General features: G+C 37.1%; 15 protein-coding genes. 4 read left to right on the forward strand and 11 right to left on the reverse strand.

The window, feature by feature from the left end; genetic code table 11:
* Positions 1 to 586 precede the first annotated feature (586 nt).
* Positions 587 to 1543: an alpha/beta hydrolase gene (locus AN161_RS02760; protein ID WP_053592858.1), complete on the forward strand. Its 957-nt coding sequence runs from the start codon at positions 587 to 589 to the stop codon at positions 1541 to 1543.
* A 207-nt stretch (positions 1544 to 1750) separates the two neighbouring features.
* Here AN161_RS02760 and AN161_RS02765 read toward each other — a convergent pair whose 3' ends face one another.
* From AN161_RS02765 to AN161_RS02815, 11 genes are all read right to left on the reverse strand, one after another.
* On the reverse strand, positions 1751 to 2758 hold the full coding sequence (locus AN161_RS02765) for an MBL fold metallo-hydrolase (RefSeq protein WP_053592859.1): 1008 nt from the start codon (positions 2756 to 2758) through the stop codon (positions 1751 to 1753).
* Between the two features lie 29 nt (positions 2759 to 2787).
* Positions 2788 to 3561, reverse strand: a complete 774-nt coding sequence (locus AN161_RS02770) for a prolyl oligopeptidase family serine peptidase (RefSeq protein ID WP_053592860.1) — start codon at positions 3559 to 3561, stop codon at positions 2788 to 2790.
* On the reverse strand, positions 3539 to 4012 hold the full coding sequence (locus tag AN161_RS02775) for an NUDIX domain-containing protein (protein ID WP_053592861.1): 474 nt from the start codon (positions 4010 to 4012) through the stop codon (positions 3539 to 3541). Before AN161_RS02775 ends, AN161_RS02770 begins: the two co-directional genes overlap by 23 nt.
* Positions 4013 to 4521: 509 nt before the next feature.
* On the reverse strand, positions 4522 to 5445 hold the full coding sequence (locus AN161_RS02780) for an aminopeptidase (RefSeq protein ID WP_053592862.1): 924 nt from the start codon (positions 5443 to 5445) through the stop codon (positions 4522 to 4524).
* 11 nt (positions 5446 to 5456) lie between these two features.
* Positions 5457 to 6218, reverse strand: coding sequence for an IclR family transcriptional regulator (locus AN161_RS02785; RefSeq protein WP_053592863.1), 762 nt, complete (start codon positions 6216 to 6218; stop codon positions 5457 to 5459).
* A gap of 448 nt (positions 6219 to 6666) precedes the next feature.
* Positions 6667 to 7935 (reverse strand): ArgE/DapE family deacylase, encoded by a 1269-nt coding sequence (locus tag AN161_RS02790; RefSeq protein ID WP_053592864.1) that lies wholly within the window; start codon positions 7933 to 7935, stop codon positions 6667 to 6669.
* Complete coding sequence (locus AN161_RS02795) at positions 7928 to 8881, reverse strand: DUF1177 domain-containing protein (RefSeq protein ID WP_053592865.1); 954 nt, start codon at positions 8879 to 8881, stop codon at positions 7928 to 7930. The genes AN161_RS02790 and AN161_RS02795 overlap by 8 nt, the downstream gene beginning before the upstream one ends.
* Positions 8882 to 9089: 208 nt before the next feature.
* Complete coding sequence (locus AN161_RS02800) at positions 9090 to 10097, reverse strand: dipeptide ABC transporter ATP-binding protein (protein ID WP_053592866.1); 1008 nt, start codon at positions 10095 to 10097, stop codon at positions 9090 to 9092.
* Positions 10084 to 11103 carry an ABC transporter ATP-binding protein gene (locus AN161_RS02805; protein WP_053592867.1) on the reverse strand — a complete coding sequence of 340 codons (1020 nt, stop codon included), beginning with the start codon at positions 11101 to 11103 and terminating at the stop codon, positions 10084 to 10086. The genes AN161_RS02800 and AN161_RS02805 overlap by 14 nt, the downstream gene beginning before the upstream one ends.
* A gap of 18 nt (positions 11104 to 11121) precedes the next feature.
* Positions 11122 to 11988: an ABC transporter permease gene (locus tag AN161_RS02810; RefSeq protein ID WP_053592868.1), complete on the reverse strand. Its 867-nt coding sequence runs from the start codon at positions 11986 to 11988 to the stop codon at positions 11122 to 11124.
* A 2-nt stretch (positions 11989 to 11990) separates the two neighbouring features.
* On the reverse strand, positions 11991 to 12953 hold the full coding sequence (locus AN161_RS02815) for an ABC transporter permease (protein WP_053592869.1): 963 nt from the start codon (positions 12951 to 12953) through the stop codon (positions 11991 to 11993).
* A 214-nt stretch (positions 12954 to 13167) separates the two neighbouring features.
* On the opposite strand from AN161_RS02815, the gene AN161_RS02820 reads away from it, so the two are divergent.
* The 3 genes from AN161_RS02820 (at position 13168) to AN161_RS02830 (ending at position 17035) form a co-directional block, all read left to right on the forward strand.
* Positions 13168 to 14772 (forward strand): ABC transporter substrate-binding protein, encoded by a 1605-nt coding sequence (locus AN161_RS02820; protein ID WP_053592870.1) that lies wholly within the window; start codon positions 13168 to 13170, stop codon positions 14770 to 14772.
* A gap of 62 nt (positions 14773 to 14834) precedes the next feature.
* Entirely contained in the window at positions 14835 to 15896 is a 1062-nt protein-coding gene (locus AN161_RS02825) for an amidohydrolase family protein (protein ID WP_053592871.1), read from the forward strand.
* Positions 15893 to 17035 carry an amidohydrolase gene (locus AN161_RS02830; protein ID WP_053592872.1) on the forward strand — a complete coding sequence of 381 codons (1143 nt, stop codon included), beginning with the start codon at positions 15893 to 15895 and terminating at the stop codon, positions 17033 to 17035. The genes AN161_RS02825 and AN161_RS02830 overlap by 4 nt, the downstream gene beginning before the upstream one ends.
* The last annotated feature ends 1 nt before the right edge of the window (position 17036 follow it).

A 17036-nucleotide genomic window follows, 5' to 3' on the forward strand; every position in this document is an offset into this window, starting at 1 on the left:
ACTATTTCACTTAGCAAATATTTTCTTACATGTTTCTCTTATTTATAGTGTGAAATCAATTTTTAGCAATAAATGGTTTTTACGCGAGATCGAGGTGGCAACAGCAGATGTTTTTGTACAAAAGCGGAATGTCAGCAAAGGGTTTTAGTCTGTGCGAAAGCGAAGCGACAGCAACAACAACAGTTGTACAATCACTTTCACTGTTATAAGTCTATTCTGATCGATTATGGTGAGTAGCATAACTTTCACTTTTAACATTAAATTAAATTTATAAAAGTTCTACTTTATTGCTGATTGGAGTGGAAGGCTACTCGACTCCCGTGGGAAAGCGAGACAGGCGAGACCCTGCACGGAGCGTAGCTCGACGCTCGCCCACAGGAAAGCGAGTAGCCTGGAACGGAAATCTCCCACCTTTAAAATGCCACAACAATCACAATGATTTACTTAACTATTTAATTTTTTCAACACTATAAAAGGAAACGATTAGAGTCGTTCCCTTTTTTATTTTCCCCTATTTTAGAAAAGTCTACTTTTCATATTGTTAACTTTGTGTATAATTCATAATAGTAGTTCTAGGGGGATACATATGAAAAGAAAATATAAAGTGATTATTACCATTGTCAGTCTTCTATTAGTATTGTTTGTTGGTGCTGGATTTTTTGCAGGGAATTATTTTTATAATCTAGCCTTAAATCCGAATACAGATAAATCAGCCGTGCTTAATGCGCCGCACAATTCTATTGCTGTTAGCCCTGAGGATGCTAAAGAAAAAGAAGAAAGTGAAAAGTGGTTTAAAGAGAATTTTGAGGACTCTTTTATACAGTCTTTCGATGATTTGAAATTACATGCCTATACGCTTAAAAATACAAACGAAACAAATAAATGGGCAATTGTTTTTCATGGATATTCATCTGATGGCTCACAAATGTCAAAGTCTGCTAAGCATTTTTATGATACAGGCTTCAATGTTATCATACCAGATGCAAGGGCTCATGGAAAAAGTGAGGGTGACTATATTGGGATGGGCTGGCATGATCGACTTGATGTAGTTTCATGGATTAATAATGTTATCAGTTCTGATAAAAATGCTGAAATTGTTTTGTATGGTGTTTCCATGGGAGGTGCTACAGTGATGATGGCCTCAGGAGAAGATCTACCTGACAATGTTAAGGCTATTATTGAGGATTGCGGTTATTCCTCAGTTTGGGGTGAATTCTCCTATCAATTGCAAGAAATCTTTAATTTACCCACCTTTCCTATTATGCACTTTTCTTCAATTGTTACGAAATTAAGAGCTGACTATACACTTGGTGAAGCTAATACTGTAGAGCAAGTAGCCAAATCGAAAACGCCGATGCTGTTCATTCATGGTAGTAATGATACATTTGTCCCTTCTGATATGCTAAATGAAGTATATGAGGCTGCCAATGTACCGAAAGAGAAATTTATAGTTGAAGGTGCTGGACATGGCGGTGCAGAAAGCGTTGCTGGTGACTCTTATTGGAAAACTATTAATAACTTTTTAGCAAAATATGTAGAGTAAGTATCCTTTTTTCTACCGTTCGGGTGCCTGTCAAAAAGCACCTGAACGTTTTTTTGAGTCAACCCGGGCAGTTTTACATCTGATCGTGCGATTTTTTGGTCTACCTGAGCACCTTTTCACTAAAAAAACTCCATGTTGCAAGAGGTAATCAAAATGGAGTTAATTCGCTAAATGAAGCATGCAACTCTCCTTTATCACACTAAATTATCAGAAATAAATGCTTTGAAAACCTTGAAGTATTTGAAAATCAATTTTATCTACTTTTGTCCTTTGAATTATAAAATCTAATCCTGCTTTTGTATTATCTGCAAATTTAGGCATTGCTTCAAGAGCATCGGTTAATGGTTTGGTGAAGTTGTCCCAATGTATTGGAATAATGAGTTTCGGTTGTATTTTCCGCACAGTTTGTTCATAATACATATTTTGAAAATTTTCATCCTGAGCTCCTAATACTCCTATTCCTAAAAATAAAACATCAGCTCGAATATCATCTAATGCCCCTTCTATATAGTTAGCACTTGGTTTAACAAAGAATTTTTTATTATGATGCGTAATCAAGAAATCGTATGAAGAATCTTCATGATAATTTAAGGCTATAGCTGGTTGTTTAAGTGGCTCGTTTATTTTTTCCCCTTCGTCAAAAGTTGGTGAATGTTTTGACTGAAGGACCGTGACAGTAAAATCACCCAACTGCATAGTTTTGTTTACTTCGTATACAGACATCTGATCCACATTTATACCTTCACCAAGCCCTATGTTAATCGCTGATTCTGAACCATATACATGCGTACCAATTTGTTTAGCGATATAAGCTAAATCTAACGCATGATCATAATGTGTATGAGCTATAAACAACCCTCGAAGTTTATTATGATCAATGCCTATTTTATGAAAGACATTATTTACAGCATCTGCATCTGTTTTCACAGTACTGAGGGGCAACATTTTTAATAAGGGCGGCCTAGAAATAAAACCATCAATCATTAATTGTGTGTTGCCATCATCAAATAATAAAGATGATGTTCCTAAAAATGTAACCTTTACCTCATCTTGAATTAATGTTTTTTGCGTTGTTTTCGGAGCATAGTATTCCTTATATTGCTGAATATCTGCTGAAGGTGCTAAAAACTGATAATAAACAAAAATGGAAGCGATTATTATCAATACTAATCCTACAATAATAATCTTAAGTCTTTTACTTATTATGTATTTCAAAGAATACTCTCCTCTCAAAACATAATATTTTATTGACGTTTCATCCATTCGCAAAGTGCATGTACTGTTTCTCTATTTTTAGTCGGTGGATACTGATGAGCATAGCGAAGATCATACCATGTCTCATATGTTTTATTGGCATCCTTTAAATAAAATTCTAATTGTCTTGCATGTTCAATATCTACATTTTCATCACGGTAGCCATGAATAATAAGTACTGGAGCTGTAATGTTCTCTATCTCAAATAAAGGTGTTCGAGCATCATAAGCCTCTGGTACACGATTCGGCGTCCCTCCAATAACACGCTTCATCATTCGGCGCATATCTGGCCGCTCCCAATATGTAGCTGTTGCATCAGATACTCCTGCCCATGTCACAACGGATGTAATATCTCTACGTAATATTGCAGTCCAAAGTGCCATAATACCACCACGTGAAAAGCCATAGATATGAATATTATCATTACAAAACTGTTTTAGCACGTCTACTGCGTATACAGCATCATAACGATCCGCTCCTGCAAACTCATCTCGACCTTCTCCACCTCGATTGCCACGATAATATGGGGCAAAAACGATAAAGCCTTGCGCAGCAAACTGTGCCACACGCGAAGGTCTAACCATACCAATGCTTTGCATGCCTCCACGTAAATATAAAAAGCCATCATATGTACCTTCTGCCTTAGGCTCTGCTAATAATCCCTTCACACGTAGACCCTGTGACATATAAGTAATCTCTGTTAAACGAATAGCTGGATTCGGTGAAGGATAAGCACGTTTTTCAACGATCTCCCCATTGGTCATACTGTTTCAACTCCTCCAGCATTTTCTGCATTCCTTCATCCTTCATATGAAAGCTTAAATTTGGATGATTTGCAAATTCTTCATCCGATAGCCAAGTCATCCCTGACGTTTCTAAATCAAAATCGATGTCCTCCTGCCCTGCAAACTGTGCAGTAAAGACCGTTTTACAAAATAAGATATCATCATGAACGGCATATTCTGCAAACCATTTAAGATTTTTTACATGAACACCGGTCTCCTCAAATACTTCCCTAATTGCCGCTTGCTCCAATGTTTCTCCAGGTTCTTGCTTTCCACCTGGAACTTCAACACCACGGCGTTTATGAATTGTACATAACCACTTATTTTCATGTTTTAAAAAAACGAGTACATGCTTAGGCTCAACCTCAAACTCACCTCTTGAAAAGCTTAAATCCACTCGTAAACCATTTAAATCTGTAAATGAGAACATGCTCTTCAACTCCTTTTTATATTGCTAAAGCCTTATTTTATACACTAAGTAGAATCTTTTTTTGGAAAATAACAGAATTCATTTGGCATTTATAATAATGATCTTTTATTTTACTATAGTGTAATTATGTAGCTATAATCAACAAATAAAATCACTAATATTCAACTCCGATATGTACAAAGAATGTCTTACGAGCAATTTTCATGTTAAAGGTCATATTCGCACTTTTACCGCTAGCTATGGTTTTGATTTAGCTTTTCTCCACCGCTAGCTGCTAGTCCTCAAAATGTGAGCTCATCTCTTATGACAATGGTTAATCCATCAAGAGTTGCCCTTAACCGTTCAGTTTGCCAAATTAGTGGGTGGAAAATAACCTTCATAAATTGGTACTCTTTAAATTTTAAAAATTGAAATTGCGATAATAGTAGTTTTCAATATTAGCTTTCATTAACGTCTCTTTAACGAAAAAAGCGTGCTTCAAAATTTTTGAAGTCACGCTCTGTTTTTGACTATATAACTTGTTTACCATCGAAATAAACAATTGGGTTTTTAACAACACAATCAATATGGACATCTGCCGCATTTGTACCACCAAAAGGCGCATTACTGCCAAATGCAATATGAATGGTGCCATAGACCTTTTCATCTTCAAGTACATTCCCACATAAAATAGCACTTTTGTTTGCACCGATACCAAATTCTGCAATAATACGACCGTTGTCCTCACCTAATAATTCAAGTAATCGTGGACCATCTGGACCTATTGCTTCTTCTAGTCGGCCATTACGAACCTTTAACAATAATGGTTCCTTTAGTACCCCAATGTTGGCAATTGAACCATCGACCAAAATTTCACCATTTGCAGATGTTTCAATAGGAGCAATGTATGACTCTCCCGACGGTATATTACCGTAGTCTCCTGGATTACGGACAATACCTGTTGAACGAATACCTAAACGATTTTTTATGCTAAACGTTAGCTCATGTCCATCTTTTACAATCCGTACATTTTTTGCAGGATCAAGTAGGTTAACATATTTTTCCACAAGGACTTCTATTTCACGTGCATCAGCATGAAGTGCACCTTGTTCAAGCATTGCTAATGTAACTCCTGGCATTGTCGCAACTCGTCCACCGTTTTCACATGCCTTTTTACGAGCCATTGTATGTGTTAGAGAATGGGAGGTAATGCACAGTGTCACATCTACATTGGACATTAACGATGATATAGCGTTAATTGGCTCCTGTCCGGATTTCATCAATATTGGCATCACAACTAACATCGTGTTTTCCGTAATGTTTAATCCAGCTTCATGAAAAATTTTTGCGATATCTTGTTTATGAACATCTGTTAGAATGACAAGTGTTTCTGATGATTGAATATTTAAATTACCTTTTAAGATATTCAGTGCAATCTCATGTAAATGTTGCATATCATTACTCCTTAATTGAAATTCAAATGATATCTACGAATAATATCTTCAATTTCATTTTTTGCTTCTGTTAATGGTTCCAATACTTCTGAAATACGTTGTTCTGTGAAACGATAGGTAGGGCCTGATACAGTAACTGAAGCTACTACCTGTTCTTCACTATTAAATATAGGCATTGCAAGTGCGAGTACGTCCGCCGTATATTCACTTTTACTTACTGCATAACCACATTCTCGAATCTTTTCGAGCTCATCCTGAATTTCATTCGCATCTGTCATCGTATTATTGGTATAGGCGATTAAAGGCTCGTCAATAACTTTTGAAATTTGCTCTTCACTTAAGAAAGCAAGCATCGAACGATAGGAGGCACCTACATAAAGAGGAGTTCTACTTCCTCTTGAAACTGAAAATTTTACCTTATTTACAGGCTCTGCTTTCAGCAATGTTAACGCTTCCAGCCCATTTAAAACTGTAAAAACAGCTGTTTCACCTGTTGTATCTTTTAATTTTTCAAGAATTGGCATACAAAGCTGGTCAATGTTTAGCGAATCATACATATTCATCCCAATTTCCCATATAGCAATTCCAAGAGAGTATTTTTTAGTAATAGGATCTTTTGTAATAAATCCGTTATTCTCAAATGTCTCAAGTATTCGATATAAATTTGTATGATTCATATTCATTGCCGTTGCTAGCTCACGCCCACCCCATGAGGGCTTTTCCTTTGTAAACATCTTTAAAACAGCAATCGATAAATTTAAAGTTTTTAGCATCTCTCTCATCCTTTTGATCTATTTATCCCGCATTAACAGGCAGAAATTTATCTGTGCGAAAGCGAAGCGACAGCAACAAATGTTTTCTGTGCGAAAGCGAAGCGACAGCAACAAGACTCCCACCTCAACATTCAGAGAAAGCAAAGAAGTTAGGTAGGAGATGAACTGCCAGCAAAGGCCTGATTGGTGAAGACTAATAATCAGTGGGGATGTAGAAAACCCCCACTGATTAAAGTTTCACTTTATCTCGTACAAACGGTTGCATATTACTTTTACTTCAAAAAGGGGGAATAATTGAAGTGGTAAAATATTAAGCAACCGCAAGTACCAGGTCCATTTAACTTTAATCAGTGGAGGATGAAGAGGAGGCTAAGAACACTGCCGTCCTGTGCGTCATCCCCCACCGATTAAAGCTTCACATAATCAAAAGCAAGAGAGTAGCATTCTCTTACTTTTGATATAGGAAATCAATTACAGCAGTAATATACACTTTTGCGCAGCGTACGATATCCTCAACACGTACTTTTTCGTTATAGCCATGAATACTTGGTAAATAAGCTGGACCATATTGCAGCACGGGAATATCATATTGTCTGAAATGACGAGCGTCGCTACTTGCCCATTGCATAACGCCATACGCCTCTTTTCCCGTAACAAATGAAATATTTTCAACAATTGATTTACATACTGGATTTTCCGCTGGGGTGTAGTTTGCCACACTTTTAAATCCAAAACGTTTTATCAAATAGTCAATATTCAATGCATCCAATTTATTTTTCAAAATTTCAGATACTTCTTCTTGAGTAATACCGAATGGTAGGCGGCAATCTACCTGAACCTTACAATAATCTGGAATAACGTTGGACTTCGTACCTCCCTCAATTGTACCAATATTTACAGTAATTTTCTCTAGAACTTCTTGATATTTCAAGCGATCTTTTTCAACTTCACGCATATATTTTTTTGATACTTCAATAAGAGGCTGTACTTCTTCAGGAATATTAATAGTAAGATCCCATAATGTACGAATTTCATTGATAGCACGAATAGCATCTACAATGGCGTTTTTCCCGGCTAATGGTGACAAGCTTCCATGTCCTGGTTCCCCACGCACTTCTAATTCAAACCAATATGAACCTTTTTGACCAATTGTAGGATTTAAAGGTGAAGAAGGCTCTGCAATTAAACAGCCATCCCCCTTTATTAAACCACGCTCTAAAAGCCAAGGAACCCCATACTCGCCACCAGTCTCTTCATCTGGCACAATCGCTAATGTTAGCTTTCCAGGTAATTCAATATTTAATTTTTTCAGCATTTTTGTTGCAAAAATAATACCTGCTAAACCTGCCTTCATGTCACTTGCCCCACGGCCAAGCATCCAGCCATCCTTCACTTCCCCAGAAAAAGGATTAAAATCCCATTTTGAAAGATCTCCAACCGGAACAACATCTGTATGTCCACAATAGACTAACTCCTTACCCCCATCATTACCAATAGAAGCTACTAAGTTAAACATATTATCTGCAGATTCATATTTTTCATATGGAATGTTCACTTCATTTAAATAATTTTCTATAAAATTTGTAATTTCAGTTGTATCTCCGGGGGGATTGACACTTGGTATTTGAATTAATTTAGAACAAAATTCAATTAATTCATTCTTGTTATTTTCAACTTCATTGATTAATCGCAGTTTGAGCTCTTGAAAATCATTCATGTGCGCGTACCTCATTTCCTTTTGTTTGTAAATGATTCATGCTACCATATAGCTTTTCAATGAGGGTGAATTGCTTTTCATCATAGAAAGAGCATTTATTGGCACCATAAGTTTTAGCTACTTCTAACACGAAACGAGCTACATTCTCTACATCTGTAACATGAGTTGCACCTGTTGCACAGCCTGCAACTACTGATTCTGTAGTAATGGCAACACCTACCACTGGGCTTGATGTAGCAACTGCTGGTTGTAAAATACTATTTATATGGAATAAGCCATTTCCATATGGTGTAATATCCTGTGTTGTAATGGGCATTACTACTGGTGAAATTCCTGCTGATTGGGTGTAAACATGTAATAAATCATCACTAATTTTTAAAATATAGCCCTCTTTGACAGTAGGTGTAATAGCAAATCCTTTATGGTTACAAACTTGATTGCCCTTCGTTGTATCGATGGATAAAATGGCATCCATTTCTGCATCTACCTCGTTCTCATTCATGACACTAATATCGACTGGTGAGTTCATGAACGGCACTGGCTTATGTGGTAAAGTTGGTGCTGTTGGACAAATATGCGTTGTGAAAATAACATCTCCTACAAATCGATCACCCTTTAATACCATATCTATAGCTTTTGCTGCACTTGCCATACATGCTAACGCACCATCACCATCGGACACAAAACCTGTCATTTCTGGACGTGCACCAATTCCACCTAAACGTCCAATAATGCCTAAAGTTGGCGCACTCCCTCCGGATGATTTACCGTTCTTTCCTTTAACAAGAACCTTTACAAAATCAGTAGAACCTTTTTCACCTGTAATCGTTTTTACAGTAACATCCGCTGACGGATCAATATTGTGTAAGTAATCTTTGACAACTTCCCCATTCACATAAACACTATCCATTACCTCGTATAATTCAATGACATGTTTTAATGACATAATAATTGCGCTCCTTTTTTAATCAATAATGCCTCGCTCTCACAGGCACTCATTTTGATAGCACTTAGTAAACATCAAGTGATTTGGATTTTTAACCCATGCTTCAAAATTCTGTCTAAGGCTTTTACTGTAATGTTGATCACTTAGGCATTGCCAAAGTTAATTTCTCATCTAACTGTAGTTATCGTTTACCCAGCCATAAGTTACGTTAAGTAGTTGGGACTTCCTCCCGAATTGAGTTAAATAAATGACAGGATACTTGATGTGTTACAGTAACCGAATCGAGTATAGGCTGAACTTGTGAACATTTTTCCGTTGCAAATCGGCAACGTTTATGAAATGCGCAGCCACTCGGTGGGTTAACTGGACTCGGAACGTCCCCAGATAAAATAATGCGTTCCTTCGTATCAAACGGATTTTCTTTAGGAATTGCCGATAATAAAGCTTGCGTATATGGATGCTGAGGATTCTCGTATATTTCTTCATACGTACCAATCTCTACGATTTTTCCTAAATACATGACCGCAATACGATCACACATATAATTCACAACATTTAAATCGTGTGAAATGAAAATATATGTTAAACCGAATTCCTTCTGTAAATCTTTCAATAAATTAATAACCTGGGCTTGAACAGATACATCGAGTGCTGAAACTGGTTCATCGCATATGACAATATCTGGGTTTAACGCAAGCGCACGAGCAATGTTAATACGTTGTCTTTGTCCACCAGAAAATTCATGTGGATAGCGCTTTGCATGATAGGCACTTAAGCCAACTGTTTCAAGTAAGTCTACGACACGTTTTTTGCGTGATGCATCGTCACCAATGCCGTGAATCACTAGTGGCTCAGCAATTAAGTATTCAATCGTTTTTCGTGGATCGAGTGAAGCATACGGATTTTGAAATACCATTTGTATCGATTTACGCGCTGAGCGAATATCTGTTGTACTTACACTTGCTAAATCGATTCCGTTAAACTCTACTTTTCCTTCTGTCGGTGTAATTAATTGATTGATTAAACGTGCGACAGTCGATTTACCACATCCAGATTCACCAACAATGCCTAGTGTTTCACCTTTATATAATTCAAAGCTTACACCGTCTACTGCTTTTACAAATTGTGTTGTCTTTTTAAAAGGAATAGAACTTTTAATAGGAAAATGCTTTTTTAAATTACTCACTTTTAGTATTAGCTCTTTATTGTGCTGCATTAAAAATTCCCTCCTTACGTTCTACAATTTGTTCTTTCGATTGCAGATGGCAAGCCACAAAATGATTGTCTTGAACCTCCACTAATTTAGGTTCTTTACTACGGCAAATATCTGTTGCCAAAGGACAGCGAGAAGAGAAATGGCAGCCACTATGCGGCATCGATAAATCTGGTGGACTTCCTGGAATCGCCGGTAGCCTGTCATGCTCTTGAGTGCCCATCGTAATTTGTGACTCAAGTAACCCCCATGTGTAAGGATGCAATGCATTTTCATAAAGTTGTCTAGTTGTAGTGGATTCTACAATTCGTCCTGCATACATGACATTTACTTTGTCACAAAGCTCCCATACAACACCTAAATCGTGTGTAATCATAATGATGGCAGTATCGTGCTCCAGCTGTAGTTTTTTCATTAAATCTAGAATTTGTGCCTGTACCGTTACATCCAGCGCTGTAGTAGGTTCATCTGCTATAAGCAGCTTTGGATTACATGCTAATGCAATGGCAATCATGACACGCTGTCTCATTCCACCTGAAAATTCGTGTGGATACATTTTCAAACGTTTTTCAGGCTCTGGAATACCTACCATTTTTAGCATGTCAACAGCTTTCACACTTGCTTCTTTCTTTGATAAATTTTCATGAGCACATATTACTTCAATAATCTGATTACCTACTGTTAAGACTGGATTTAAACTTGTAATAGGATCCTGGAAAATCATCGACATTTCATTACCTCGTACATTGCGCATTTCCTTTTCCGATATCCCTAGTAAGTCACACCCATTAAAATGAATTTTCCCATTAGTAATTTTTCCTGGCGGAGATGGGATTAAACGCATTAATGCTGTAGCTGTAACACTTTTGCCCGAACCTGATTCTCCAACAATTCCAAGTGTTTCCTTCTTATTTAATTGTAAATTTACGCCATTTACAGCTTTCATCGTCGAACCACCACTCTTAAATTCAACTGTTAAATTTTCTACATCTAGTAAACGTTCAGTCATGACTCCCCCCCTTCCATATCAAACTTTCATTTTCGGATCTAGTGCATCACGTAATCCATCGCCTAAAAGGTTAATGCCAAGTACAGTTAATAAAATACAAATTCCTGAGAATGTCGCCATTTGAGGATTTAACACTAGAAAATCTTTTCCATCTTTCAAAATACTTCCCCATGAAGCTGTAGGAGGTTGGATTCCTAATCCTAAAAAGCTCAGTGCTGCCTCAGATATAATTGCCCCAGCAGTACTCATCGTGCCGTAAACAATTAAAGGCGCCAGACAGTTTGGTAAAATATGACTAAAAATAATACGTGTATGTGTAGCACCTAATGAATGCGTTACCTCAATAAACTCTTCCTCTTTCACACTTAATACTTGTCCTCGAACAAGTCGTGCAAACCCTGGTATATTGGCAATACCAATGGCCACAATAACATTCACTAAACCTTGACCTAGCACTGTCATTAAAGTGATTGCTAATAAAATGAATGGGAAAGCAAACAGACCATCCATTGTGCGCATGATGACAGAGTCTAAACGACCTCCAAAATAACCTGCAACTAATCCAAGTAATGTGCCAAATACTGCTCCAAACAGCACCGCAGCAATACCAACAACCATTGAAATTTGCGTACCATAAACTAAACGGCTAAACAAATCACGACCATAATTATCTGTACCGAGTAAATGCCCCTCTGTATTCATCGGTAAAAATGATTTTCCAACAGTCATTTCATTCGGCGAATGGGTTGCAATTAACGGAGCAAAAATGGCTACAATCGTCATCATTGCAACTATTATTAAACCGATTGTCGCCAATTTGTTTTTTAACAACTTTCGTAGCAATGTATTTTTCTTTTGATTGTCATTTACAATTGCTTGAACCATATTTACTTTTTCCTCCCATCTGATTCTAGATTTACTTTTGGATTTACAACTTTATATAAAACATCAACAACTAAGTTAATAAGTACAAAGATGAAAGCAATAAAAATTACTGTTCCTTGTACAACTACAAAATCACGCTTATCAATAGCATCTACAATAAGTCGTCCCATACCTGGCCAACTAAATATAGTTTCGGTTAGTACGGCACCACCGAGTAAATTTGAAATTTGCATCCCTAGTACAGTTAAAATTGGTGTTAAAGCATTTTTAAATGCATGCTTACCGATAACTAAATATTCTTTAATTCCTTTCGAACGTGCGGTTTTAATGTAATCTTGCGAAATAACCTCAAGCATACTTGAACGTGTAATACGTGCAAATGTCGCCATCGGAATAGTAGCTAAAGCAAATGCTGGCAAGATTAAATGTTTCATAAATTCCCAAAGTCCATCATCTAAATTACCCATCCCCGTAGCTGGTAGCCATCCGAGGTTGACACTAAAGAATAGAACTAACATAATCCCTAACCAAAAGATTGGCATAGAAACACCAACTAAAGATACGAGCATTACTGCATAATCAATCATTGTATTTTGTTTTCTTGCTGCTAATATTCCAGCTGGAATCCCAATGACTACTGCAATTAGTAGCGCTGCCAAAGCTAATATCACTGTATTAGGAAATCTTTCTACAATGAGCCCAATGACAGATTCACTATAAGAATAGGAATATCCTAAATTAAGCTGCGCTAAGTCTGCTACATAGGAAATAAATTGTGAAGGGAGCGATTTATTTAAACCTAACGTTTCTCTTAAATTCTCTACATCTTCCACACTGGCTTGGGGTCCAAGCATTACAGACGCTGGATCACCAGGTATCATCCTAGTAATAATAAAAACAATGATTCCTACTACTAGGAGTGTGGGAATGAGGTTAAACAACCTCTTTACAATAAATGAGCCCATTATTCCAAGACCTCCTTTTCATTATTTGAAACAGTGATTCATATTGTGAATAATCAAATAGTACACCTCACTAACTTTGTTTGTAAATACTTTTTTCAGAATTTTTATAATTTTATATTTACTTTTGGTTTACATTTGTGCTACTTTTATGTCGAACCTATATTTCGAATCAATGGTTCATATTGTGAAACAACAAACAAGGAGGCTAGCAAGTATGAAGCGAATAAATGTAAAAAGATTCTTACTACTATTGTTATTAACTTTAATAATTGGTGTATTAGCTGCTTGCGGTGGCGGTAAATCAAATAATGGGAGTTCATCTGGAGAAAAAGATGGAGAAGCTACATCTGGTGGGACATTAAATGTCGGACTTTCCGCAAATGCAAAAACATTTGACCCTATAAAATACACAGGGGTTTATGAATCACAAGTAATGCGCCAAATGGCTGACACTTTAGTTGTTTACAACAAAGATTTATCGGATATCATTCCTTCATTAGCAACGGAATGGAAAGTATCTGATGATATGTTAGTCTATACATTTAAGTTACGTGAAGGCGTTAAATTCCAAAAAGGTCAATACCAAGATGGCCGTGAAATGACTGCTGAAGATGTGAAGTATTCATTAGAGCGTTCTGCAAAAGAATCTGCCATGAATCGTTTAAGCGGTGTAACAGAAGTAAAAATAATTTCCGATCATGAGGTTGAAATTCATTTAGCATCTCCGAATGCCGCTTTACTAGCCATGCTAACGGATGCAGGTAATGTCATTATTCCAAAAGAAGAAGTTGAAGGCTGGGGAGATAATTTCTCTGAGCATTTCATAGGGACAGGTCCTTTCCAATTAACTGAATGGAAAAAAGACCAAGAAGTCAAACTAGTGCGTAATGAAAACTACTGGGGTGAAAAACCTCACATTGATAACTTAACAATGAAATTTATCTCTGATCAAAACATGATGACAAATGCATTACGTTCTGGCGATATTGATATCGCTATGGATGTAAAAGGTCAAAACCGTGAAATTATTAGTCAAGATAGTAATTTAGAGCTTTTAACAAATCCAGGTTTATCAATTGTCTATCTTGATCTGAACAACAAGGTAGGCCCAACAGCCGATAAGCGAGTGCGTGAGGCTATCTATAAAGCAACTAATGTAGAGGAAATTATCTCTGGTGTTAACCAATGGGGTGGCGGTGATGTTTCTTATTTACCTCTACCACCAGGCTCATGGGGTTATGATAAGTCTTTAACGGAATTAGTACCAACTTACAATCCTGAGGAAGCGAAAAAAATATTAGCTGAAGCTGGATATCCTGATGGTTTCAAAACTGAAATTTATGTATCACAGGCACGTGTACCTTATGCAACTATTTTCCAAAGTCAATTAAAGAAAAACTTAAACATTGACGTTGAAATTAAAGTTCTTGAGTGGGGAACTTACAGTGACACAGTAGCTAAAGGGAAAGCACCAATGAATATTGGTGGTTGGACTTGGTATCCGGATCCATACTTCTTCCTATATCAATTGTTCCACACAAATCAAATTGGCGCTTTAGGTAATGGTAAAGGCTATAGCAATCAAGAAGTTGATAAATTATTAGAACGGGCTGTATCTGAAACAGTTGTTCAAGAAGAACGTGCAAAACTATATCAAGAAGCTTTAAAACTTATTTTAGCTGATGTTCCACGAATTGAATTAGAGGCAACACAAACAGTGGCTGGTATTAACAAAAAGGTAAAAGGCTTTGAGGTTTCTGCAGATAACTCCCTACAAATCGTACATCCAAACGGCACAAACGTTTCAATTTCTAAATAACTTAGCAAGAAAAGTGGAGATGCAGATCTCCGCTTTTCTATTCATATGGAGGGAATTTAACGATGACTCGTTATATAAATGGACTCGTTTTCAATTCTGAGACTCGTAGTTTTGAAAAAAGCAATTTTCAAGTACATGGACAATATTTCAAACAATCGAATACCTTTGAAACAAAAATCGATTTAGATGGTTATTACATCACTCCCGGCTTTATCGACAGCTGCTCACAAATTGGACTAGCTGAAATTGGTATTCGCTGGGAGGGTGATGATAGTTTTGAGTTTGAATCAAATATACAATATTCAGTCGTAGATGGAATATATCCGTTTGATACCGCATTTAAAAAAGCAATTTCACATGGCGTCACTTCATCTCATATTGTTCCCTCTCCTAAAAGTTTGATTGGCGCGAAAACAGCAATTATACATCACACCCATACAACTGTTGATGAGATGGTAATAAAACAAGGTGTCGCCTACTCCTTTTCAATTGGTCAAAATGCCAAAAGTACGTTTTTTGCCGAGAAGAAAAAGCCATTGACTCGTATGGGTATTGCTAAGATTATGAGAGAAACACTCCAACAAATTAAAGAGCAGGAGCCTCTAATTCGAAAAATTGTGGTACGAGCACATAAAGCTGTCGATATCGAACTAATTGTCCGCCTACAGCAAGAATTCGAATTTGATTTCCATATCATCCATGGCACTGAAATCCCGCTTCTAGAGGATCCATCATTGAATACAGTTATTGCAGGCCCTACATTCCGTCATATTGAGCATAACGAAATGATGGCACTGTCACCCAAATTATATAAGCAGTTTGCAGCAAATAGCATTCCATTTGTATTGTGCACAGATCATCCCATAAGTAATGCAACTCATCTAGCACTTGAAGCCTGTTTAGCGGTTCGTGAAGGATTATTACGTCAGGATATGGTTTATGCGTTAACGACTGGTGCAGCAACTTTCCTTGGAATAGAACATATAACAGGTTCCATTAAAGATGGTTTACTAGCTGATTTTGTTGTCTGGAATAAGCATCCTTTAGATTTAGATGCAAAAGTTGTTGCCACTTTTATTAAGGGTAAAAAAGTATACGCATGGGAAGAGGAAATGACAAAATGATTATTTATCATCATGCAAAATTTATAGCAGTAAATGAACAGAATGATATCTTTGAACAGCTATGGATAGAAGATGGTCGAATTGACTATGTAGGGCCTGCTAGAGAGATCCCTGACAATGCTGAAGTAGTTGATTTACATGGAGCATTTGTGACACCAGGTTTAATTGATATTCATGCACATGTTGGTACGTGGGCAGAGGTTACTGAGGATATTAATGATGCCAATGAATATAGCGAACCGTTCACCCCCCTCATGCACGCTTTGGACAGTGTAGATATTCGTCACTTTTCTTTTCAGCATGCTCTTGAAGGTGGCGTAACTACCGTTCAAACGGGGCCAGGAAGTGCCAATGTCATCGGCGGGATTTGGAGCATATTAAAAACTGCGGGTCCTACACTTTCTTCAAGACTACTAGTTGAGCGTAGTGGCTTAAAGGGCGCTTTAGGTGAAAATCCTAAAAATGTTTTTGGCAATCAATATAAGCGTAAGCCTATGACACGTATGGCAATTGCTCAATTATTACGCGATGGCTTCCAACGTGCCGCTCGTCTAAGTAAAGAAGAAAAAACAGAGCATGTAAAACATAATTTAGAGTTACGTCCATTTATCGAGGTGCTACAAGGCGAAATGCCACTGCGTCTTCACTGTCACCGAGCAGATGATATTATGACTGCGATTCGTATTGCAAAAGAATTTAATGTACAGCTACATTTAGAGCACTGTACGGAAGGACATATGATTGTTGATGCTGTGAAAGCTAGTGGATTTAATACAACTATTGGGCCCTATATGCTGACACCATCAAAATATGAAACTCGTAATTCAACACCAGCAATCGCAAAAATTTTTAAAGAACACCATATTCCATTTGCTATTATGACTGACCATCCATTTGTACCAATTCAATATTTAAAGTATTGTGCTTCTGAGGCAATTCGATATGGATTAGATGAAGAAACAGCATTAAGAAGTATCACCATTAATGCCGCTAAACTTGTACAGCTCGATCATCGAATCGGCTCTCTTGAGGAAGGCAAAGATGCAGATTTCGTAGTTTGGTCTCATCCTATTTTTGAAACAGAAGCGAAAGTGCTACAAACCTATGTGAATGGTAAAAAACATTATGAAGCGGAGTGAA

Origin of the sequence: Lysinibacillus sp. FJAT-14222, assembly GCF_001278875.1 — a bacterium.
Lineage (GTDB): Bacteria > Bacillota > Bacilli > Bacillales_A > Planococcaceae > Lysinibacillus > Lysinibacillus agricola.

What these genes read in the sequence shown, in the direction of transcription:
- AN161_RS02825 (WP_053592871.1), top strand. Translation starts at nt 14,835, where the DNA reads ATGACTCGTTATATAAATGGACTCGTTTTCAATTCTGAGACTCGTAGT.
- AN161_RS02770 (WP_053592860.1), bottom strand. Translation starts at nt 3,561, where the DNA reads ATGACCAATGGGGAGATCGTTGAAAAACGTGCTTATCCTTCACCGAAT.
- AN161_RS02815 (WP_053592869.1), bottom strand. Translation starts at nt 12,953, where the DNA reads ATGGGCTCATTTATTGTAAAGAGGTTGTTTAACCTCATTCCCACACTC.
- AN161_RS02795 (WP_053592865.1), bottom strand. Translation starts at nt 8,881, where the DNA reads ATGTCATTAAAACATGTCATTGAATTATACGAGGTAATGGATAGTGTT.
- AN161_RS02785 (WP_053592863.1), bottom strand. Translation starts at nt 6,218, where the DNA reads ATGCTAAAAACTTTAAATTTATCGATTGCTGTTTTAAAGATGTTTACA.
- AN161_RS02805 (WP_053592867.1), bottom strand. Translation starts at nt 11,103, where the DNA reads ATGACTGAACGTTTACTAGATGTAGAAAATTTAACAGTTGAATTTAAG.
- AN161_RS02775 (WP_053592861.1), bottom strand. Translation starts at nt 4,012, where the DNA reads ATGTTCTCATTTACAGATTTAAATGGTTTACGAGTGGATTTAAGCTTT.
- AN161_RS02760 (WP_053592858.1), top strand. Translation starts at nt 587, where the DNA reads ATGAAAAGAAAATATAAAGTGATTATTACCATTGTCAGTCTTCTATTA.
- AN161_RS02780 (WP_053592862.1), bottom strand. Translation starts at nt 5,445, where the DNA reads ATGCAACATTTACATGAGATTGCACTGAATATCTTAAAAGGTAATTTA.
- AN161_RS02810 (WP_053592868.1), bottom strand. Translation starts at nt 11,988, where the DNA reads ATGGTTCAAGCAATTGTAAATGACAATCAAAAGAAAAATACATTGCTA.
- AN161_RS02820 (WP_053592870.1), top strand. Translation starts at nt 13,168, where the DNA reads ATGAAGCGAATAAATGTAAAAAGATTCTTACTACTATTGTTATTAACT.
- AN161_RS02830 (WP_053592872.1), top strand. Translation starts at nt 15,893, where the DNA reads ATGATTATTTATCATCATGCAAAATTTATAGCAGTAAATGAACAGAAT.
- AN161_RS02800 (WP_053592866.1), bottom strand. Translation starts at nt 10,097, where the DNA reads ATGCAGCACAATAAAGAGCTAATACTAAAAGTGAGTAATTTAAAAAAG.
- AN161_RS02790 (WP_053592864.1), bottom strand. Translation starts at nt 7,935, where the DNA reads ATGAATGATTTTCAAGAGCTCAAACTGCGATTAATCAATGAAGTTGAA.